Here is a 16854-nt window from a genome sequence, read left to right on the forward strand (position 1 = left end):
GTGACGCCGCATCTCTTCACACCCCGTGAAGGAACAAATACGAAATTTCCCGATTTGCTTGACATGGCGAATGCGGAGTGTGAATCTATAACCACGCAGCGTCATTGGTGATCGGGGGGTCCCACGGACGCGCGCGGTACCAAACCGGGGGGATGAACGGGGCGGCGGGCTTTGGCCTGTCGCCCCGTTCGCTATTGGCCTCCGGCACGCGCTGTTGGTCTCCCGGCAGGCGCTGTTGGTCTCCCGGCAGGTCAGCCCGGCGGTCGCGGCACTCGCCGCTGTTGCAGCCGGCTCGCGTGGAGCGCCGGGGGCGGCGCTGCTGCGGTTGTCGGCGGCGTGTCGCCCGTATCCGATGGAATTTCGTGTCCGCGCGAAGCGTGAGTGGCAGATTGAGGGTGATGACCGATCCGACGAACCGGGAGCTGATCGATGACCACGCCGCGCCGGCCGATGAGCGTTGCCGAGGGAGACTTCAAGGTTGCCGATCTCTCGCTTGCGGGGTTCGGGCGCAAGGAGATCGAGCTGGCGGAGCACGAGATGCCCGGCCTGATGTCGCTACGCAGGGAGTACGGGCCGAGCCGGCCGCTGCGGGGCGCCCGGATCACCGGATCGTTGCACATGACCATTCAGACCGCGGTGCTGATCGAGACCCTGACGGCGCTCGGCGCGCAGGTGCGGTGGGCCTCCTGCAACATCTTCTCGACGCAGGACCACGCGGCCGCGGCGATCGCCGTGGGGCCGGACGGGACGCCGGAGACGCCGCAGGGTGTGCCGGTCTACGCGTGGAAGGGCGAGTCGCTCGAGGAGTACTGGTGGTGCACCGAGCAGGTGCTGCTGTGGCCGGACGGCGAGGGTCCCAACATGATTCTCGACGACGGCGGTGACGCCACCCTGCTGGTGCACAAGGGCGCCGAGTTCGAGAAGCTGGGCGCGGCGCCGTCGGCCGGCACCGCCGACTCCGAGGAGTACGCCGTCATCCTTTCGCTGCTGGCACGCAGCCTGAGCGAGGACGACCGGCGATGGACGCGGGTCGCGGCGGGCGTCAAGGGCGTCACCGAAGAGACCACGACCGGCGTGCACCGGCTCTACGAGATGCAGCAGAACGGCACGCTGCTGTTCCCGGCGATCAACGTGAACGACTCGGTCACCAAGTCGAAGTTCGACAACAAGTACGGCTGCCGGCACTCGCTGATCGACGGCATCAACCGGGCCACCGACGTGCTGATCGGCGGCAAGGTCGCCGTCGTCTTCGGGTACGGCGACGTGGGCAAGGGCTGCGCCGAGTCGCTGCGCGGGCAGGGCGCCCGGGTGATCGTGACCGAGGTGGACCCGATCTGCGCGCTGCAGGCCGCGATGGACGGTTACCAGGTCGCGACGATCGACGACGTCGTCGAATACGCGGACATCTTCGTCACGGCGACCGGCTGCCTCGACGTGATCACCCACGAGCACATGGCGCGGATGAAGCACCAGGCGATCGTCGGGAACATCGGGCATTTCGACAACGAGATCGACATGGCCGGGCTGTCCCGCCGCGGCGACGTCACCAGGGTGACGATCAAGCCGCAGGTCGACGAGTGGAAGTTCGCCGACGGGCATTCGATCATCGTGCTGTCCGAGGGCCGCCTGCTGAACCTGGGCAACGCGACCGGCCACCCGTCGTTCGTGATGAGCAACAGCTTCTCGAACCAGACGATCGCGCAGATCGAGCTGTTCACCAAGACCGGGGACTACCCGGTCGGGGTGTACGTGCTGCCCAAGCACCTGGACGAGAAGGTCGCCCGGCTGCACCTCGGCGCCCTGGGTGTTCGCCTCACCGAACTGACCAAGGAGCAGGCCGCCTACCTCGGCGTGGCGGTCGAAGGCCCGTACAAGGCGGATCACTATCGCTATTGAAGGATCGAACCCCCGTCCGCCCGCCGGACGGGGGCTCGATTTTCTCCGGGCGCACGGCGGTTGCCGCCACCGTGATCCCGTCGTTCATGTTCATTACGTCATGCCTCCTGACCTGCGTGCAAGTGCATAGTGTGCAGTGCAAGTTGCAGAGAGCCACTCATGTTTGGCTATGGTGACTGGCGTGGCGAGGCCGACTTCCACCGCGCGGCGCGAGCTTGGCAATGAACTGCGCCGGCTTCGCGGTGATCGGCGTGCGGCCGGGGTCGCCACCGCGCTGGGCTGGTCCGAGTCGAAAGTGTCCCGGATAGAGACCGCGCACACCTCGATCAGCGAGGACGACCTCGATCGCCTGCTGACGATCTATGGCGTACCCGTCGAGGACCGCGACCGCCTGCGAGGCCTGGCCCGCAGCGGCCGCGCCCGGGCCTGGTGGACCCCTTATCGTTCGTCCGTCCCCGACCCGTACGACGAGTTCGTCGCCCTCGAGGCCGAGGCCGTCTGGATCAGCGAGTGGGAGAACCAGGTCGTCCCGGGCCTGCTCCAGACCGACGAGTACGCCCGCGCGGTGATCGAGGTGGGCGCCGACGTCGGTGACGAGGCGGTGATCCACCGCCGGCTCGCGCTGCGGATGGCCCGGCAGGCGGTGCTGACCCGGGAACCGCCGCCCACGCTGTTGATGGTGCTGGACGAGGCGGTGCTGCACCGCCGGGTGGGCGGGGCCGGCGTGCTGCGCCGCCAGTTGGCGAAGCTGGTGGACATGGGCCGCCGGCCCGGCATCGAGATCCGGATCCTGCCGTTCTCGGCGGGCGCGCACGCCGGACAGGGCGAGTCGTTCATGGTGCTGGAGTTCGCGTCGGGCACCCGCGGCCCGATCGTGCACAGCGAAGGGCTGATCGGCGGTCTCTTCCGGGTGACAGCCGGCGAAGTCGAGGTCTATCGGGACGCCCTCGCTGACCTGCGAGAACGCTCTTTGTCGGCAGAAGACAGCCGAACGGTCATCGCTGAAAGGGAGGAAGCGCTGCGCTGCGCGTCGGCTCCGTGAGCTGAAATGGAGGCGCATCCATCCTGGAAGGGGACAGCCATGCACGCCACTCTCACCTGGCGTAAGAGCACTCGAAGCGCGGCCGCCGGCCACTGCGTCGAGGTGGCGAACGTTCCGGCGGCCGTGCTGATGCGCGACTCGAAGGACGTTGACGGTCCCGTACTCACTTTCGCCGCCACGGAGTGGACGGGGTTCATCGCCGGGATCCGGGCGGGGGAGTTCGACCGTCACGGAGCCTGAAGCTCTCGCATCGCCACGAAAGGGCGGTCCCCTGTGGGGCCGCCCTCCTTCGTGTCCGGGGTCCCTGCAAAACGTAGGACCGTCTTGCTAAGGTATGGCCAACCTAGCCTTAGTTAGGGTCGCCTTTCCTAAGCACGCGGGGCCGGACCGGAGCGGAGTTCCATGCTTGCCACCTACCTCATCGGCCTGCGCGAGGGGTTGGAGGCCACCCTGGTGGTCAGCATCCTCATCGCGTTCCTGGTCAAGTCGGAGCGCAAGGACAAGCTCAAGCTTGTGTGGATCGGCGTGGCCGCCGCGGTGGCGGTCTCCGTCCTCTTCGGCTGGCTGCTCAACTACACCGAGACCACCCTGCTCCAGGACTTCAAGCAGCAGGAGCTGTTCGAGGCGGTCACGTCGATCGCGGCGATCTGCTTCGTCACGTGGATGATCTTCTGGATGCGCCGCGCCGCCCGCGGCATCGCCGGCGACCTGCGCAACAAGCTGCAGGACGCGCTGGCCGTCGGCTCGCTCGCGGTCGGCTTCATGGCCTTCCTCGCGGTGGTCCGCGAGGGTCTCGAGACGTCGCTGATCTTCTACGCCGCCGTGAAGGGCGCCAGCCTCGACGGCGGCCCGCTGCTCGCGCTGCTCGGCGGCATCGCCACCGCGGTCGCGATCGGCTACCTCATGTACGCGACCGCGGTCCGGGTCAACCTGACCGTCTTCTTCAAGTGGACCGGCGTGCTGCTGATCCTGGTCGCCGCCGGCATCTTCAAGTACGGCGTGCACGCCCTCCAGGAGGCCACCGTGCTGCCCGGCGGCAACGACATCGCTTACCACGCGGCGAGCTGGCTCGACCCGTCCACCTGGTACGCCACCCTGCTCGCCGGGATGTTCAACATCACCCCCGAGCCGACGGTGCTCGAGGTGATCGCGTGGATCGCGTACACCGTGCCCGTCCTCGTGCTCTTCCTCTGGCCGGTGCGCAAGCCTGCCCCGGCCCCCGCCCCTACCCCCGCAGCACAGTCTTAGGAGACCCCCGTGCGTCGCACCCCCTTGATACTTTCGCTCGTCGCGGTCAGCGCCGTCGCGGCCTGTAGCGACAAGTCGGACTCCTCCGCCGCGGGCGGCGGCGGGCGGATCGCGGTGAAGGCGTCCGACACCGCGTGCGAGGTCGGCAAGAACCAGCTCGAGGCCGGCACCCACGTCTTCGCCGTCGCCAACTCGGGCTCCAAGGTCACCGAGTTCTACGTGTACGCGGCGGGGGACCGGGTGATGGGCGAGGTCGAGAACATCACCCCCGGCCTCTCCCGCGAGCTGCGCGTCGAGCTGCCGGCCGGGACGTACCAGACCGCCTGCAAGCCGGGCATGGTCGGCGCCGGCATCCGCAACGACCTGACCGTGGCGGGCTCGGCGCCGGCGCTCTCCGAGGACGCCCTGCTGGCGCAGGCCACCGACAGCTACACCCGGTACATCACCTCGCAGAGCGAGGCGCTGGTCGAGAAGACCACCGACTTCGTGGCCGCGGTGAAGGCCGGCGACATCGAGAAGTCCAAGCAGCTGTTCCCGATCGCCCGGACGTACTACGAGCGCATCGAGCCGGTGGCCGAGATCTTCGGCGACCTCGACCCGAAGATCGACGGCCGCGAGGACGACGCCACCGCCGAGCTGCCCTTCACCGGCTTCCACAAGATCGAGAAGGACCTGTGGGTGGCCAAGGACATCAGCAAGGACGGCCCGCTCGCCGACCAGTTGCTGACCGACGTCAAGGAGATCGCCACCAAGGCCAAGGCCGAGAAGCTGTCCCCGCTCCAGCTGGCCAACGGCGCCAAGGAGCTCCTCGACGAGGTCGCCACCGGCAAGATCACCGGCGAGGAGGACCGCTACTCGCACACCGACCTGTGGGACTTCGCGGCCAACGTGGACGGCTCGCAGGCCGCCGTCGCGGCGCTGCGGCCCGCGCTCGAGCAGCGCGATCCCGCGCTGGTCAAGCATATCGACACCGGGTTCGCCAACGTCGACAAGGAGCTGGCGAAGTACCGCGTCGGCGACGGGTGGAAGCTCCAGAACCAGCTGACCCAGGCCGAGCTGAAGGGCCTTTCGGACGTGATCAACGCGGTTGCCGAGCCGATCAGCAAGGTCGCCGGCGTGATCGCGCAGAAGTAGCCATGGCCGAGAACAAGGTTTCCCGCCGGCGGGCCATCGGGCTCGCCGGCGCCGGGGTGGCCGGGATCGCCGGCCTGTCCGCCGTGGGCGGGGCGCTCATCACTTCCGATAAATCGGATGAGTCCGGTTCGGTGGTCTCCGATGCCGTGGCGTTCCACGGCGCCGTCCAGGCCGGCATCGTCACGCCGGCCCAGGACCGGCTGCACTTCGTGGCGTTCGACGTGCTCACCAAGGACCGCGAGCAGCTGGTCCAGCTCCTCAAGGACTGGACCGCGGCCGCCGCCCGGATGACGGCCGGGCACGACGCCGGCCCGATCGGCGCCGCCGCCGGCATCCTCGAGGCGCCGCCGGACGACACCGGCGAGGCGATCGGCCTGCCGGCCTCCGGGCTCACGCTGACCGTCGGCTTCGGGCCCACCCTGTTCCGCGACGCGTCCGGCAAGGACCGTTTCGGGCTGGCCGCCCGCAAGCCGGCCGCGCTCGCCGACCTGCCGCATTTCCCGGGCGACACCATCGACCCGGCCATCTCCGGCGGCGACCTGTGCGTGCAGGCCTGCGCCAACGACCCGCAGGTGGCGGTGCACGCGATCCGCAACCTGGCCCGCATCGGCATGGGCGTGGTCAGCGTCCGCTGGTCGCAGCTGGGCTTCGGGCGTACGTCGTCGACGTCCACCACTCAGACGACGCCACGCAACCTGTTCGGCTTCAAGGACGGCACCGCCAACCTCAAGGCCGAGGAGACCGACCTGCTCAAGGAGCACCTCTGGGTACGGCCGGGCGACGGGCCGGAATGGATGACCGGCGGTTCGTACCTGGTCACCCGGAAGGTCCGAATGATGATCGAGACGTGGGACCGTACCTCGCTCGGTGAGCAGGAGGACATCATCGGGCGTACCAAGGGCGAGGGCGCGGCGCTCGGGCAGGCCAAGGAGTTCGACGAGATCGACCTGGTCGCCAAGAGAGGGGATGGCGATCCGCAGATCCCCGAGGACGCGCACGTCCGGCTCGCGCATCCGGACACGAACAAGGGCGCGCGACTGCTGCGCCGCGGGTACAACTTCGTGGACGGTTCGGACGGGCTCGGGCGGCTCAACGCCGGGTTGTTCTTCATGGCGTACCAGCGCGACCCACGCACGCATTTCGTGCCGATCCAGCTCAATCTGGCCCGTCACGACGCCATGAACGAGTACGTCCGGCACGTGTCGAGCGGCCTGTTCGCCTGCCCACCGGGGGTATCCGGGCCGGACGACTTCTGGGGACGGCAGCTCTTCGCGTAGGCTGCCGGGAAGCAAGATCGGCACCAGGGTACGCGGGGTCTGGGAGGACAGTGCAATATTGGACCGCATGAGAGCCCGGGTACTCGTCGTCGATGACGACCCAGCGTTGGCCGAGATGCTCGGCATCGTCCTTCGGAGCGAGGGATTCCTGCCGTCGTTCGTCGCCGACGGCGAGCGCGCCCTGGCCGCGTTCCGCGAAAGCCGGCCCGACATCGTCCTGCTCGACCTGATGCTGCCCGGCATGAGCGGCATCGACGTGGCCCGTGCCATCCGCGCCGAGTCGGGCATCCCGATCGTCATGCTCACCGCCAAGAGCGACACGGTGGACGTCGTGCTGGGCCTCGAGTCCGGCGCGGACGACTACGTGGTCAAGCCGTTCAAGCCCAAGGAACTGGTAGCGCGGATGCGCGCCCGGCTGCGCCGCGGCGAGGACGCCGCGCCGGAGATGCTCACCATCGGCCCGCCCGGCAACCAGATCTCCATCGACGTCCCGGCACACACCGTGAACCGCGACGACGAGGAGGTCAAGCTGACCCCGCTCGAGTTCGACCTGCTGGTCGCGCTCGCCCGCAAGCCACGGCAGGTGTTCACCCGCGAGGTGCTGCTCGAGCAGGTCTGGGGTTACCGGCACGCGGCCGACACCCGTCTGGTCAACGTGCACGTCCAGCGGCTGCGGGCAAAGATCGAGCCCGACCCCGAGCGGCCCGAGATCATCCTGACCGTACGGGGGGTCGGCTACAAGGCCGGCACCGGGTGATCGACGCGAGCGGTTAACCTTGCCGCGAGATGCGTGCTCCAGCCTGGCTCCCGATGCCCATCCGCCGTACCCTCCGGGTGCTCCGGCGGTACTCGCGCGTGCTCGGGCGCCGGTTCGAGCACTGGTCGGCGCCCGCGCGCCGGCAGTGGCGCCGGTCGCTGCAGCTGCGCGTCGTGGCGCTCACGCTGGTCGCCTCGAGCCTGCTGGTCGGCGCGTTCGGCTTCTTCGTGGCGCAGAACAGCGCGCGGATCCTGCTCAACCGGGCGCAAGACGAAGTCGCCTCGTCGATGGACAACAAGGTGAAGTACGCGTCGTCCCAGCTCAGCATCTTTTTCCAGGCGCGCGACCGCAAGCTCGGGCCGACCATCATCACCACGGTCGGCTCGCTGGCCGCCGACGGAGACCCGGCCGATTCCGGCGGCTCGATCGTCGCGATCCGCGCCGACAACTTCCCCGACATCGACCCGGTCACCTCGGCCAAGGTGAACACCGACCAGCTGATCACCGACGACCTGCGCAAGGCCGTCGCCCAGGACGGCAAGGTCGCCGAGCAGGTCCGCACCGCCGAGATCGGCGGCAGGACGATCAAATTCCTGGTGTACGGGTCGCCCGTGCGGACCAGCTTCGGTCACGTCGAGCTCTACTACCTCGTCCCACTGACCACCGAGGACAGCGCGGCCAACCAGATCCGCACCACGGTGCTGGTCACCGGCCTGGCCCTGGTCATCCTGCTCGGCGTGGTGGCCGGCCTGGTCACCCGGCTGGTGGTGCTCCCGGTGCGCGGCGCCGCCCGCACCGCCCAGCGGCTCTCGGCCGGCCTGCTCGACCAGCGCATGAAGGTCGACGGCGAAGATGACCTGGCCCTGCTCGCCGCGTCGTTCAACCAGATGGCGGCCAACCTCCAGCGCCAGATCGTCCGCCTCGAGGAGATGTCCCGCCTCCAGCGCCGCTTCACCTCCGACGTGTCGCACGAGCTGCGCACCCCGCTGACCACGGTCCGCATGGCGGCCGACCTGATCTTCTCGGAGCGCGAGGAGTTCGACCCGGCCGTGGCGCGCAGCGCCGAGCTGCTGCAGGCCGAGCTCGACCGGTTCGAGAGCCTGCTCACCGATCTGCTCGAGATCAGCCGTTTCGACGCCGGCTTCGCGGCGCTCGACGCCGAACACGCCGACCTGGTCCCGATCGTGCAGCGGGTCTCCGACCGGCTCACCGGGCTCGCCGACCGGGTCGGCGTGACGATCGAGCTGAACGTGCCCGAGACACCGGTGATCGCCGAGGTCGACCCGCGCCGGGTCGAGCGGGTGCTGCGCAACCTGGTGGGCAACGCGGTCGAGCACGGCGAGGGCCGGCCGGTGCAGATCACCCTGGCCTCCGACGACGGCGCCGTGGCGATGACCGTGCGCGACCACGGCATCGGCCTCAAGCCGGGGGAGGAGCGCCTGGTCTTCAACCGGTTCTGGCGCGCCGACCCGTCCCGCGCCCGGCAGACCGGCGGCACCGGCCTCGGCCTGTCGATCAGCGCCGAGGACGCCCGGCTGCACGGCGGCTGGCTCGAGGCGTGGGGCGCGCCGGGCGAGGGCGCCCAGTTCCGGCTCACCCTGCCGGTCCGGGCCGGCGACCGGCTGCTGTCCGCGCCGCTGCCGCTGATCCCGCGCGACCGGGAACCCGTGATCGAGGCGCCAGTGCTCGCCGAGACCGACTCCGCCGAGGTGATGTGATGCGGCGCCTGCTGACCGTCGTCGCCGTGGCCGCCCTGCTGCTGGGCGGCTGCGGCATCCCGGACGACACCAAGGTGACCGTGGTCGGCGCCGGGCCGACCGGCGGGGCCGTCCGCGACGATGAGGTCTCCCGGGTGCGAAACCTGCGCTTGGCGGCGACCGACCCCCGCCAGCTGGTGCGTTACTACCTCGAGGCCGCGGCCGGCGACCCGGACGGCGCGGTCGCCCGGGTCAAGGCGTTCATGTCCCCGGAAGCGCAGGACGGCTGGACGGCCGGGCCCGACGTCCGGGTGATCCGGCTCAAGGGCGACCCGCTCTACACCCCGGGCGACCCGGAGATCCCCTTCAGCGCGCAGCAGATCGGCACGCTCAAGAACAACGGGGCGCTTCAGCCGAGCGCCGACGCGTCGTCCACTTCCGAGTACACCTTGCGGGTCGGCTCGGTCGCCGGGCAGGCCGGTTACTTCGTGCTCGAAGCCCCGAAGGTGCTGCTGATCACCGACAACGCGCTCGACAATTTCTACCAGCGCCGCACGATCTACTTCTGGAACAACGACAACACCTCGCTGATCCCCGACCTGCGCTACATGCCGAGCGACGTGCCCAGCGCGCAACAGCCCACGACGATCCTGAGCTGGCTGGTGAACGGCCCGGCCGGTTGGCTCGCCGACGTGGCGCAACGCCTGCCGATCGGCACGACAGCGCCCGACAACGTGCCCGCGCCCACCAACGGCACGCTCACGGTCACCCTGAGCACCCAGGCGGTGCCGGTCGGTGATGCCAAGGCGCAAGACCGATTGCGCCGGCAGTTGCAGTGGTCGCTGCGGCAGGGCACCGATCCGCTCACCCTCGAGCTCAAGATCGGCCATCAGGACGCGGTGCGCTACTCCGACTTCGATTACCGGAGCAGCAACCCGGCATTCCGGCTGGCCGTCGAGCCCGAGCGGTTCGTGGTCTACAACGGCGTCATCCGCCGGCTCGCGAAGACGCCGCAGGCCGACAGCCCGGTTCCGGTGCTCAAGCCGGAAGAGAACAAGGGCATCTCGACGGCCGCGATGAGCACCTCCAGCACGCACACCTTCGCGGCCGTGGTGGTCGGCTCGAACAAGAACGCCAGGCTGCGGGTGGCCTCGGCCCGCGCCGGCGAGCAGGCCGGCCTCCGGAACGTCCCCGGCGTCTCCGGCAAGCTCGGGCGCCCGGTCTGGGCGGTCACCGCCGACAACGACGCGAACGGCGCGATCGGCCTGATCACCGTGAACGGCAAGCTGTACAGCTTCCGCCCGAACGGGTCGGCGGCGCCGGTCGAGTGGCAGCGCGACCCGGGCCGGATCGACTCGATCTCGGTCGCCCCCGACGGCTACCGGGTGGCCCTGGTCGCCGGTGGGCGGCTCTACCGCGCGGTCCTCGACACCGGCAGCGACATTCCCACGATGAGCGAGCCCGAGCAGGTCCTCGCGCCGAACCTCTCGAGCGTCGCGGCGGTGGCCTGGAGCAGCGAGACGTACCTCGCGGTGGCCGGCGTGCGTGACGACTCCCCGCGGTACGCGGTCGTCGACGTGTCGGTCGACGGCGCGATCACGTACACCCGCCTGGAAGACATCGGCAAGGAAGCGATCACGTACCTCACGGCGTACCCGTCCAACCCGTGGACCCGGGGGGAGAACGCCGACACCGAGTCCTACGAGGCGGCCGGCGGCGCGTGGGACGTGCTCAACGAGCCGGCTCCGATCAAGGTCGGCGACCTGGCCGGCGCGCCCGCGAGCCCGGCGGCGGGCGTCACGCCGACGGCGCCCTTCTTCCTCGACTGACCGTGCTCGGTCTGCTCGGCGATCTCGCCGACCTCGTGCTGCCGGCCGCCTGCGCCGGGTGCGGGGCCGAGCGGGCCCCGCTGCGGCACGGGGTCTGCGGCGATTGCATGACCGTCCTGGAAGCCCTCCGGCCGTTCCGGACCGCGCCGGCCTCACCCGGCCCGGGTCTGCCACCGTGCGTCGCTGTGGGGGCTTATCAGGGGCCGCTGCGGGGCGTCCTGCTCGCGTACAAGGAGAAGGGCCGGCACCGGCTCGCCCCGCCGCTCGGAACGCTGCTCGCCGCGGCGGTGGCGGCGCTCGCTCCGGCCCGGCGCCCGGTGACGCTGATCCCGGTTCCGTCGACCGCAGCGGCGGTGCGCGAGCGGCACGGCGACCACATGGCACGCCTCGCCGGACAGGCGGTGCGGCGGCTGCGGGCGGCGGGTTGGCAGGCTGGGATGGCCCGGCCGCTCGAAGCGTTACCCCGCCCGGACTCCGCCTCACTGACCGTCACCGAACGCCGTGCGGCAGCTGAGAGTTCGCTGCGAATCCGCTCCCGGCGAATCGGGTTTTCCCGGCACGCGCGGCCGATCGAAGGCACGCTGGTGGTGGTGGACGACATCGTCACGACCGGGGCAACGCTGGCCGTGGTGAGGCGTCGTCTCGAGGAGGCGGACATGCAGGTCGCAGGGGCTGCGGTGCTGGCCGCCACACAACTGCGGAGAGCGGTTTCGCACGATTATCGCCGGGCGGTACCGAAAAGGCGGAAGCTCGGCGATCAGCTATCCGAAACGAGGGGTGACGCGGGAGCATCGGCACGTTAGCGTCTTGGTGACGAGGGTAAGCGTCATCGCCTACCCGCCCACCGGGAGTGCGCAGTGGTACCGCCACCGGGAAAGGAGTCGTCTCATTCGCGATCGGTCACGCAAGGTGCTCGAGGCACCGGCGTCGCCGTAACCAGCACACCGCGTCGCAGTTCGGCGCCCCCGGCACCCCGTCGTTGGGCGCCCGCAGAACAGGAACGTTGGGGGAGGTCACGAGTGGACATTGTCGTCAAGGGCCGCAACGTAGAGGTTCCCGACCATTACCGGGAGCACGTCGCCGACAAGCTGAGCAAGGTCGAGCGTTACGACCAGAAGCTGATCAGGGCCGATGTGGAGCTCTTCCACGAACGCAACCCTCGCCAGTCCGACACGTGCCAGCGGGTCGAGATCACCGTCATGACGAGAGGCCCGGTCGTTCGCGCCGAGGCCTGCGCCAAGGACTTCTACGCCGCTCTGGACTGCGCCATCACCAAGCTCGACGGACGGTTGCGCCGCTCGGCCGACCGCCGCCGGGTCCACCGCGGGCGCCACGCGCCCGTCTCGGTGGCAGCCGCCACCGCCGGTCTGCCCACCGATCTCACCCGAGCCGCCCCGCCGGCCGAGGAGTCGTCATCCGTGGCCACCTCCCTCGTCGAACACGATGGTGACCAGCCGTGGCGCATCGTGCGGGAAAAGGAACATCCCGCCGACCCGATGACCGTCGACGACGCTCTCTTTCAGATGGAGCTCGTCGGCCACGACTTCTACCTCTTCCTCGACAAGGAGAGCGGCCGGCCCAGCGTCGTCTACCGGCGCCGCGGGTACGACTACGGAATTCTGTCGCTAGAGGGAACCGCCTGACCTGCTAGCCGTCAAGCCGGGGACCTTCCAGGAGGTCCTCGGCCAGGAGCACGTACTGGATGTCGTCCTCGCGGGTGCCGTCCGGCCCGGGCAGGCGCGACCGTAGGTACGCCTCCCGGTGGAATCCTGCCTTCTCCAGCACCCGCTGCGAGCCCACGTTCGTCGGCAGCGCGCCCGCGATGAGGCGGGCGATGTCGGTCTCGGCGAACGCCCACAGCGCCAGCAGCTGGGCCGCCCGGGTCGTGAAGCCGCGTCCCCGGAAAGCCGGCAGCATGCTGTAACCGATCATGCCCTGGCCGGTGGCGGGCTCCTGGTAGAAGAGGCCGATCTCGCCGGCCGGCGCCCCGGTCGCGGCGTCCGTGATCACCAGGTCGGCCCGGGTGCCCTCGAGCCAGTGCGCCGCCGAGCGCGTGCAGCGTCGCCGGATCTGCTCGGCGGTCGGTGGCTCGGCCGGCACGCTGGTGCGCCACACGTCGGGCAGGCCGCGCAGCTCCTGCAGGAACTGCTGATCCCCGGGCCCGAGGGGGCGCAGCGTGATGACGCCGTCGGCGAGCTCTCCACCGGGCAGATCGGGCAGAATCCGCGGGGTGGGCAGGCTGGGGTCGGCCGCCAGCCGGACGAACGCGACCAGGTCGTCGCGCCCGCCGTCGCGGTTGGGCAGCGCCTCCCGGCGTACGCCCTCTCGTTGAAACCCGGCGGCGAGCGCGACCCTCATGCTCGCCGGATTGTCCCAGTGCGTGAGCAGCTCGAGGCGCTGGAGGCCGGCGCCGAGCGCGTGCGCGCTCAGCGCGCGCACGGCGGCCGTGGCGACACCCCGGCCGCGTGCCCACGGCCCTACCCAATAACCGATCTCGGCCTGTCCGCGACTCGGCACGACCTTGTCGAATCCGATCCCGCCGAGCAGGTCGTCGGTCTCGGGGTCGGCGATCGCGTAGACCGCGCCACCCTCCGCGAAGATGGCGGCGACGCCCTCGCTGAGGAACCGCTCGGCGTGCGCCAGCGTGAACGGCGACGGCAGCGGCGGCAGGAACCGGTGGCTGAGCGGATCGTCGTATCCGACGGCGACCGCCTCGGCATCGTCCGAGTGATATGCCCTAAGACGCACCCCGGTACCGTTGATCTCCGCGGGACTCAAGAATCCTCCTGATGATGTTGCCGTTTTCCGGGATGATCCTGCCGGAATGGCTTCGCCGTGAGCGAACGTGATGCCGTCTTTCGTACCAATTGTGCGGTTAACCCGAGGCTCGGGTCACAGGTTCCGCGAGAGGGTGCCTACGATGGTTCGGCAGACTGTCTAGGGGAGCGCTGACCCGTGTCGATTTTGGAAAAGGTCCTACGCGCCGGCGAAGGCCGCATGGTGCGCCGGCTCAAGGCGATCGCAGACGCGGTCAACTCGATTGAGGAAGACTACGTCGATCTGACCGACGACGAGTTGCGTGAGTGCACCGAGCAGTTCAAGGAGCGCTTCGCGGACGGCGAGTCCCTCGACTCCCTGCTTCCCGAGGCGTTCGCGGTGGCCCGGGAGGGCGCCAAGCGGGTGCTCGGCCAGCGGGCGTACGACGTACAGCTGATGGGTGGGGCCGCCCTGCACTTCGGCAACATCCCCGAGATGAAGACCGGTGAGGGCAAGACCCTGACCGGCGTGTTCCCGGCCTACCTCAACGCGTTGAGCGGCAAGGGCGTGCACATCATCACGGTCAACGACTACCTCGCCCAGCGCGACGCCGAGTGGGTCGGGCGGGTGCACGTGTTCCTCGGCCTCACCGTGGGTGTGATCCTGCCCAACCGGCCGTCCGTCGAGCACCAGACGGCGTACCGGTGCGACATCACGTACGGCACGAACAACGAGTTCGGCTTCGACTATCTGCGCGACAACATGGCGTGGTCGAAAGACGAGCTGGTCCAGCGCGGCCACCACTTCGCGATCGTCGACGAGGTCGACTCCATCCTGATCGACGAGGCCCGTACCCCGCTGATCATCTCCGGCCCGGCCGAGCACTCGGCCCGGTGGTACGCGGAGTTCGCCGCGATCGTCAGCCGCCTCCAGAAGGGCAAGGACGGCGAGGGCGACTACGAGGTCGACGAGGCCAAGCGCACGATCGCGGTCACCGAGCGCGGCGTCACCCGGGTGGAGGACCGCCTCGGCATCGAAAACCTGTACGAGTCGGTGAACACCCCGCTGGTCGGCTACCTGAACAACGCCATCAAGGCCAAGGAGCTCTACAAGCGGGACAAGGACTACATCGTCAACGAGGGCGGCGAGGTCCTGATCGTCGACGAGTTCACCGGCCGCATCCTGCACGGCCGCCGCTACAACGAGGGCATGCACCAGGCCATCGAGGCGAAGGAGGGCGTCGAGGTCAAACAGGAGAACCAGACCTTGGCGACCATCACCCTGCAGAACTACTTCCGGCTGTACGAGAAGCTGGGCGGCATGACCGGTACGGCGCAGACCGAGGCGGGCGAGTTCAACACGGTCTACAAGGTCGGCGTCGTGAGCATCCCGACGCACCGGCCGATGATCCGGATCGACCACCCGGACGTCATCTACAAGACCGAGAAGGCCAAGTTCAACGCGGTCATCGAAGACATCGCCGAGCGGCACGCGACCGGCCAGCCGGTCCTGGTCGGCACGGTCTCGGTGGAGAACTCCGAGATCCTGTCGACGCTGCTGCGCCGCCGCGGCATCCCGCACAGCGTGCTGAACGCGAAGTTCCACGCCCAGGAAGCCACGATCATCGCGCAGGCCGGCCGCAAGGGCGGCGTCACCGTCGCGACGAACATGGCCGGCCGTGGCACCGACATCCTGCTCGGCGGCAACCCCGAGTTCCTCGCCTCCGCCGAGCTGCACCAGCGCGGGCTCGACCCGGTGGAGAGCCCCGACGAGTACGCGAAGGCACTCGAAGAGGTCCTCCCGTCGTGGAAGGAGGCCTGCGACGCGGAGGCCGCCGAGGTCATCGACGCCGGCGGGCTCTACGTGCTCGGCACCGAGCGCCACGACTCCCGCCGCATCGACAACCAGCTGCGCGGGCGCTCCGGCCGGCAGGGCGACCCGGGCGAGTCCCGGTTCTACCTGTCGCTGCAGGACGACCTGATGAAGCGGTTCCGGGCCGGCGCGGTCGAGGCCGTCATGGAGCGCTTCAACATCCCCGAGGACGTGCCGATCGAGTCCAAGATGGTGACCCGGCAGATCCGCAGCGCGCAGACCCAGATCGAGGGCCAGAACGCCGAGATCCGCAAGAACGTCCTCAAGTACGACGAGGTGCTCAACAAGCAGCGCCAGGTCATCTACGCCGAGCGTAAGCGCGTGCTCGACGGCGAAGACATGCACGACCAGGTCAAGACCATGATCGACGACGTGGTCGGCGACTACGTGCTGGCCGCCACCTCCGACGGCTACGCGGAGGACTGGGACCTCGAGCAGCTCTGGACCAACCTGCGTCGTCTCTACCCGGTCGTCCTCACCATCGACGACGTCCTCGAGGAGGCCGGCGGCGAGAAGAACACCATCGACCAGGAATTCCTCACCCAGCAGCTCAAGGACGACGCGGCCGCGGCCTACGCCGCCCGCGAGGAGGAACTGGGCGCCGACGCGGTGCGCGAGCTCGAGCGTCAGGTGCTGCTCTCGGTCATCGACCGCAAGTGGCGCGAGCACCTGTACGAGATGGACTACCTCCAGGAGGGCATCAGCCTGCGGGCGTACGCCCAGCGCGACCCGGTGGTGGAATACCAGCGCGAGGGCTTCGACATGTTCAACCAGATGATGGAGGGCATCAAGGAGGAGGCGGTCGGCTTCGTCTTCAACCTCGAGGTCCAGGTCGAGGAGGCCCCCACCGTCACCGTCGACCCGAGCAAGGCGATGCCGCTGTCGGCGGTGGGCGCCGACAACATGACCGACTCCGACCGCGTCGAGGTGCGCGCCAAAGGGCTGGGCGGCGGTCGTCGCCCGCAGAACCTCCAGTACACCGCCCCGGCCATCGACGGCGCGGCGGGCGACGGATCGCCGACGATCCAGCAGCAGGCGCCCGCCCTGGGCATCGGGCCCGGCGGGTCGCCGGTTCCGGCCTCCCCGGCGAACACGCCGCCGAACCGTCGCGGCGGCCGCGGGGCCGCGCAGGGCGGGGAGTCGGGCGGACCGTCGCGGAACGCCCCCTGCTACTGCGGGTCGGGCAAGAAGTACAAGCGCTGCCACGGCGCGCCCGGGGCCGCCTGATCCCGGTCTGTTTCCGATCGTTTCACGGCCCGCCGGCCTTGTCCGGCGGGCCGTTTTGCGTTTCAGCAGCCGAAGGCGAACGGTGGCAAACTTAGCCGATCGCAACAGGGAGGTGGCC

The 16854-nt window shown here is 69.5% G+C and carries 13 protein-coding genes; 12 read left to right on the forward strand and 1 reads right to left on the reverse strand.

The window, feature by feature from the left end:
• Window positions 1-429 precede the first annotated feature (429 nt).
• From ahcY to hpf, 11 genes are all read left to right on the forward strand, one after another.
• Complete coding sequence (ahcY, locus tag ACIA5D_RS11960) at window positions 430-1896, forward strand: adenosylhomocysteinase (protein ID WP_396029869.1); 1467 nt, start codon at window positions 430-432, stop codon at window positions 1894-1896.
• Between the two features lie 181 nt (window positions 1897-2077).
• Complete coding sequence (locus ACIA5D_RS11965) at window positions 2078-2938, forward strand: helix-turn-helix domain-containing protein (RefSeq protein ID WP_396029870.1); 861 nt, start codon at window positions 2078-2080, stop codon at window positions 2936-2938.
• A 39-nt stretch (window positions 2939-2977) separates the two neighbouring features.
• Window positions 2978-3178, forward strand: a complete 201-nt coding sequence (locus tag ACIA5D_RS11970; RefSeq protein WP_396029871.1) for a DUF397 domain-containing protein — start codon at window positions 2978-2980, stop codon at window positions 3176-3178.
• Between the two features lie 162 nt (window positions 3179-3340).
• The gene (efeU, locus tag ACIA5D_RS11975) at window positions 3341-4186 is read left to right on the forward strand and encodes an iron uptake transporter permease EfeU (RefSeq protein WP_396029872.1); all 846 of its coding nucleotides are present in this window, start codon (window positions 3341-3343) and stop codon (window positions 4184-4186) included.
• Between the two features lie 9 nt (window positions 4187-4195).
• Window positions 4196-5320, forward strand: coding sequence for an iron uptake system protein EfeO (efeO, locus tag ACIA5D_RS11980; RefSeq protein WP_396029873.1), 1125 nt, complete (start codon window positions 4196-4198; stop codon window positions 5318-5320).
• 2 nt (window positions 5321-5322) lie between these two features.
• Complete coding sequence (gene efeB, locus ACIA5D_RS11985; protein WP_396029874.1) at window positions 5323-6597, forward strand: iron uptake transporter deferrochelatase/peroxidase subunit; 1275 nt, start codon at window positions 5323-5325, stop codon at window positions 6595-6597.
• Window positions 6598-6664: 67 nt separating this feature from the next.
• Complete coding sequence (mtrA, locus tag ACIA5D_RS11990; RefSeq protein ID WP_396029875.1) at window positions 6665-7354, forward strand: MtrAB system response regulator MtrA; 690 nt, start codon at window positions 6665-6667, stop codon at window positions 7352-7354.
• A gap of 53 nt (window positions 7355-7407) precedes the next feature.
• Window positions 7408-9072 carry an MtrAB system histidine kinase MtrB gene (gene mtrB, locus ACIA5D_RS11995; protein ID WP_396029876.1) on the forward strand — a complete coding sequence of 555 codons (1665 nt, stop codon included), beginning with the start codon at window positions 7408-7410 and terminating at the stop codon, window positions 9070-9072.
• The gene (locus ACIA5D_RS12000) at window positions 9072-10880 is read left to right on the forward strand and encodes an LpqB family beta-propeller domain-containing protein (RefSeq protein ID WP_396029877.1); all 1809 of its coding nucleotides are present in this window, start codon (window positions 9072-9074) and stop codon (window positions 10878-10880) included. The genes mtrB and ACIA5D_RS12000 overlap by 1 nt, the downstream gene beginning before the upstream one ends.
• Before the next feature lie 2 nt (window positions 10881-10882).
• Window positions 10883-11683 carry a ComF family protein gene (locus ACIA5D_RS12005; protein WP_396029878.1) on the forward strand — a complete coding sequence of 267 codons (801 nt, stop codon included), beginning with the start codon at window positions 10883-10885 and terminating at the stop codon, window positions 11681-11683.
• Window positions 11684-11899: 216 nt separating this feature from the next.
• Window positions 11900-12523, forward strand: a complete 624-nt coding sequence (gene hpf, locus ACIA5D_RS12010; RefSeq protein WP_396029879.1) for a ribosome hibernation-promoting factor, HPF/YfiA family — start codon at window positions 11900-11902, stop codon at window positions 12521-12523.
• Between the two features lie 4 nt (window positions 12524-12527).
• Here hpf and ACIA5D_RS12015 read toward each other — a convergent pair whose 3' ends face one another.
• Window positions 12528-13658: a GNAT family N-acetyltransferase gene (locus ACIA5D_RS12015; RefSeq protein ID WP_396029880.1), complete on the reverse strand. Its 1131-nt coding sequence runs from the start codon at window positions 13656-13658 to the stop codon at window positions 12528-12530.
• A gap of 177 nt (window positions 13659-13835) precedes the next feature.
• On the opposite strand from ACIA5D_RS12015, the gene secA reads away from it, so the two are divergent.
• Window positions 13836-16736 carry a preprotein translocase subunit SecA gene (gene secA / locus ACIA5D_RS12020; protein ID WP_396029881.1) on the forward strand — a complete coding sequence of 967 codons (2901 nt, stop codon included), beginning with the start codon at window positions 13836-13838 and terminating at the stop codon, window positions 16734-16736.
• The last annotated feature ends 118 nt before the right edge of the window (window positions 16737-16854 follow it).

Source organism: Actinoplanes sp. NPDC051513 (genome assembly GCF_044454685.1).
In the GTDB taxonomy this organism is placed as follows: domain Bacteria; phylum Actinomycetota; class Actinomycetes; order Mycobacteriales; family Micromonosporaceae; genus Actinoplanes.

Coding starts and splice junctions, on each gene's coding strand:
- mtrA (WP_396029875.1), top strand. CDS start 6,665: ATGAGAGCCCGGGTACTCGTCGTCGATGACGACCCAGCGTTGGCCGAG.
- efeU (WP_396029872.1), top strand. CDS start 3,341: ATGCTTGCCACCTACCTCATCGGCCTGCGCGAGGGGTTGGAGGCCACC.
- ACIA5D_RS11970 (WP_396029871.1), top strand. CDS start 2,978: ATGCACGCCACTCTCACCTGGCGTAAGAGCACTCGAAGCGCGGCCGCC.
- ahcY (WP_396029869.1), top strand. CDS start 430: ATGACCACGCCGCGCCGGCCGATGAGCGTTGCCGAGGGAGACTTCAAG.
- efeB (WP_396029874.1), top strand. CDS start 5,323: ATGGCCGAGAACAAGGTTTCCCGCCGGCGGGCCATCGGGCTCGCCGGC.
- mtrB (WP_396029876.1), top strand. CDS start 7,408: ATGCCCATCCGCCGTACCCTCCGGGTGCTCCGGCGGTACTCGCGCGTG.
- ACIA5D_RS12000 (WP_396029877.1), top strand. CDS start 9,072: ATGCGGCGCCTGCTGACCGTCGTCGCCGTGGCCGCCCTGCTGCTGGGC.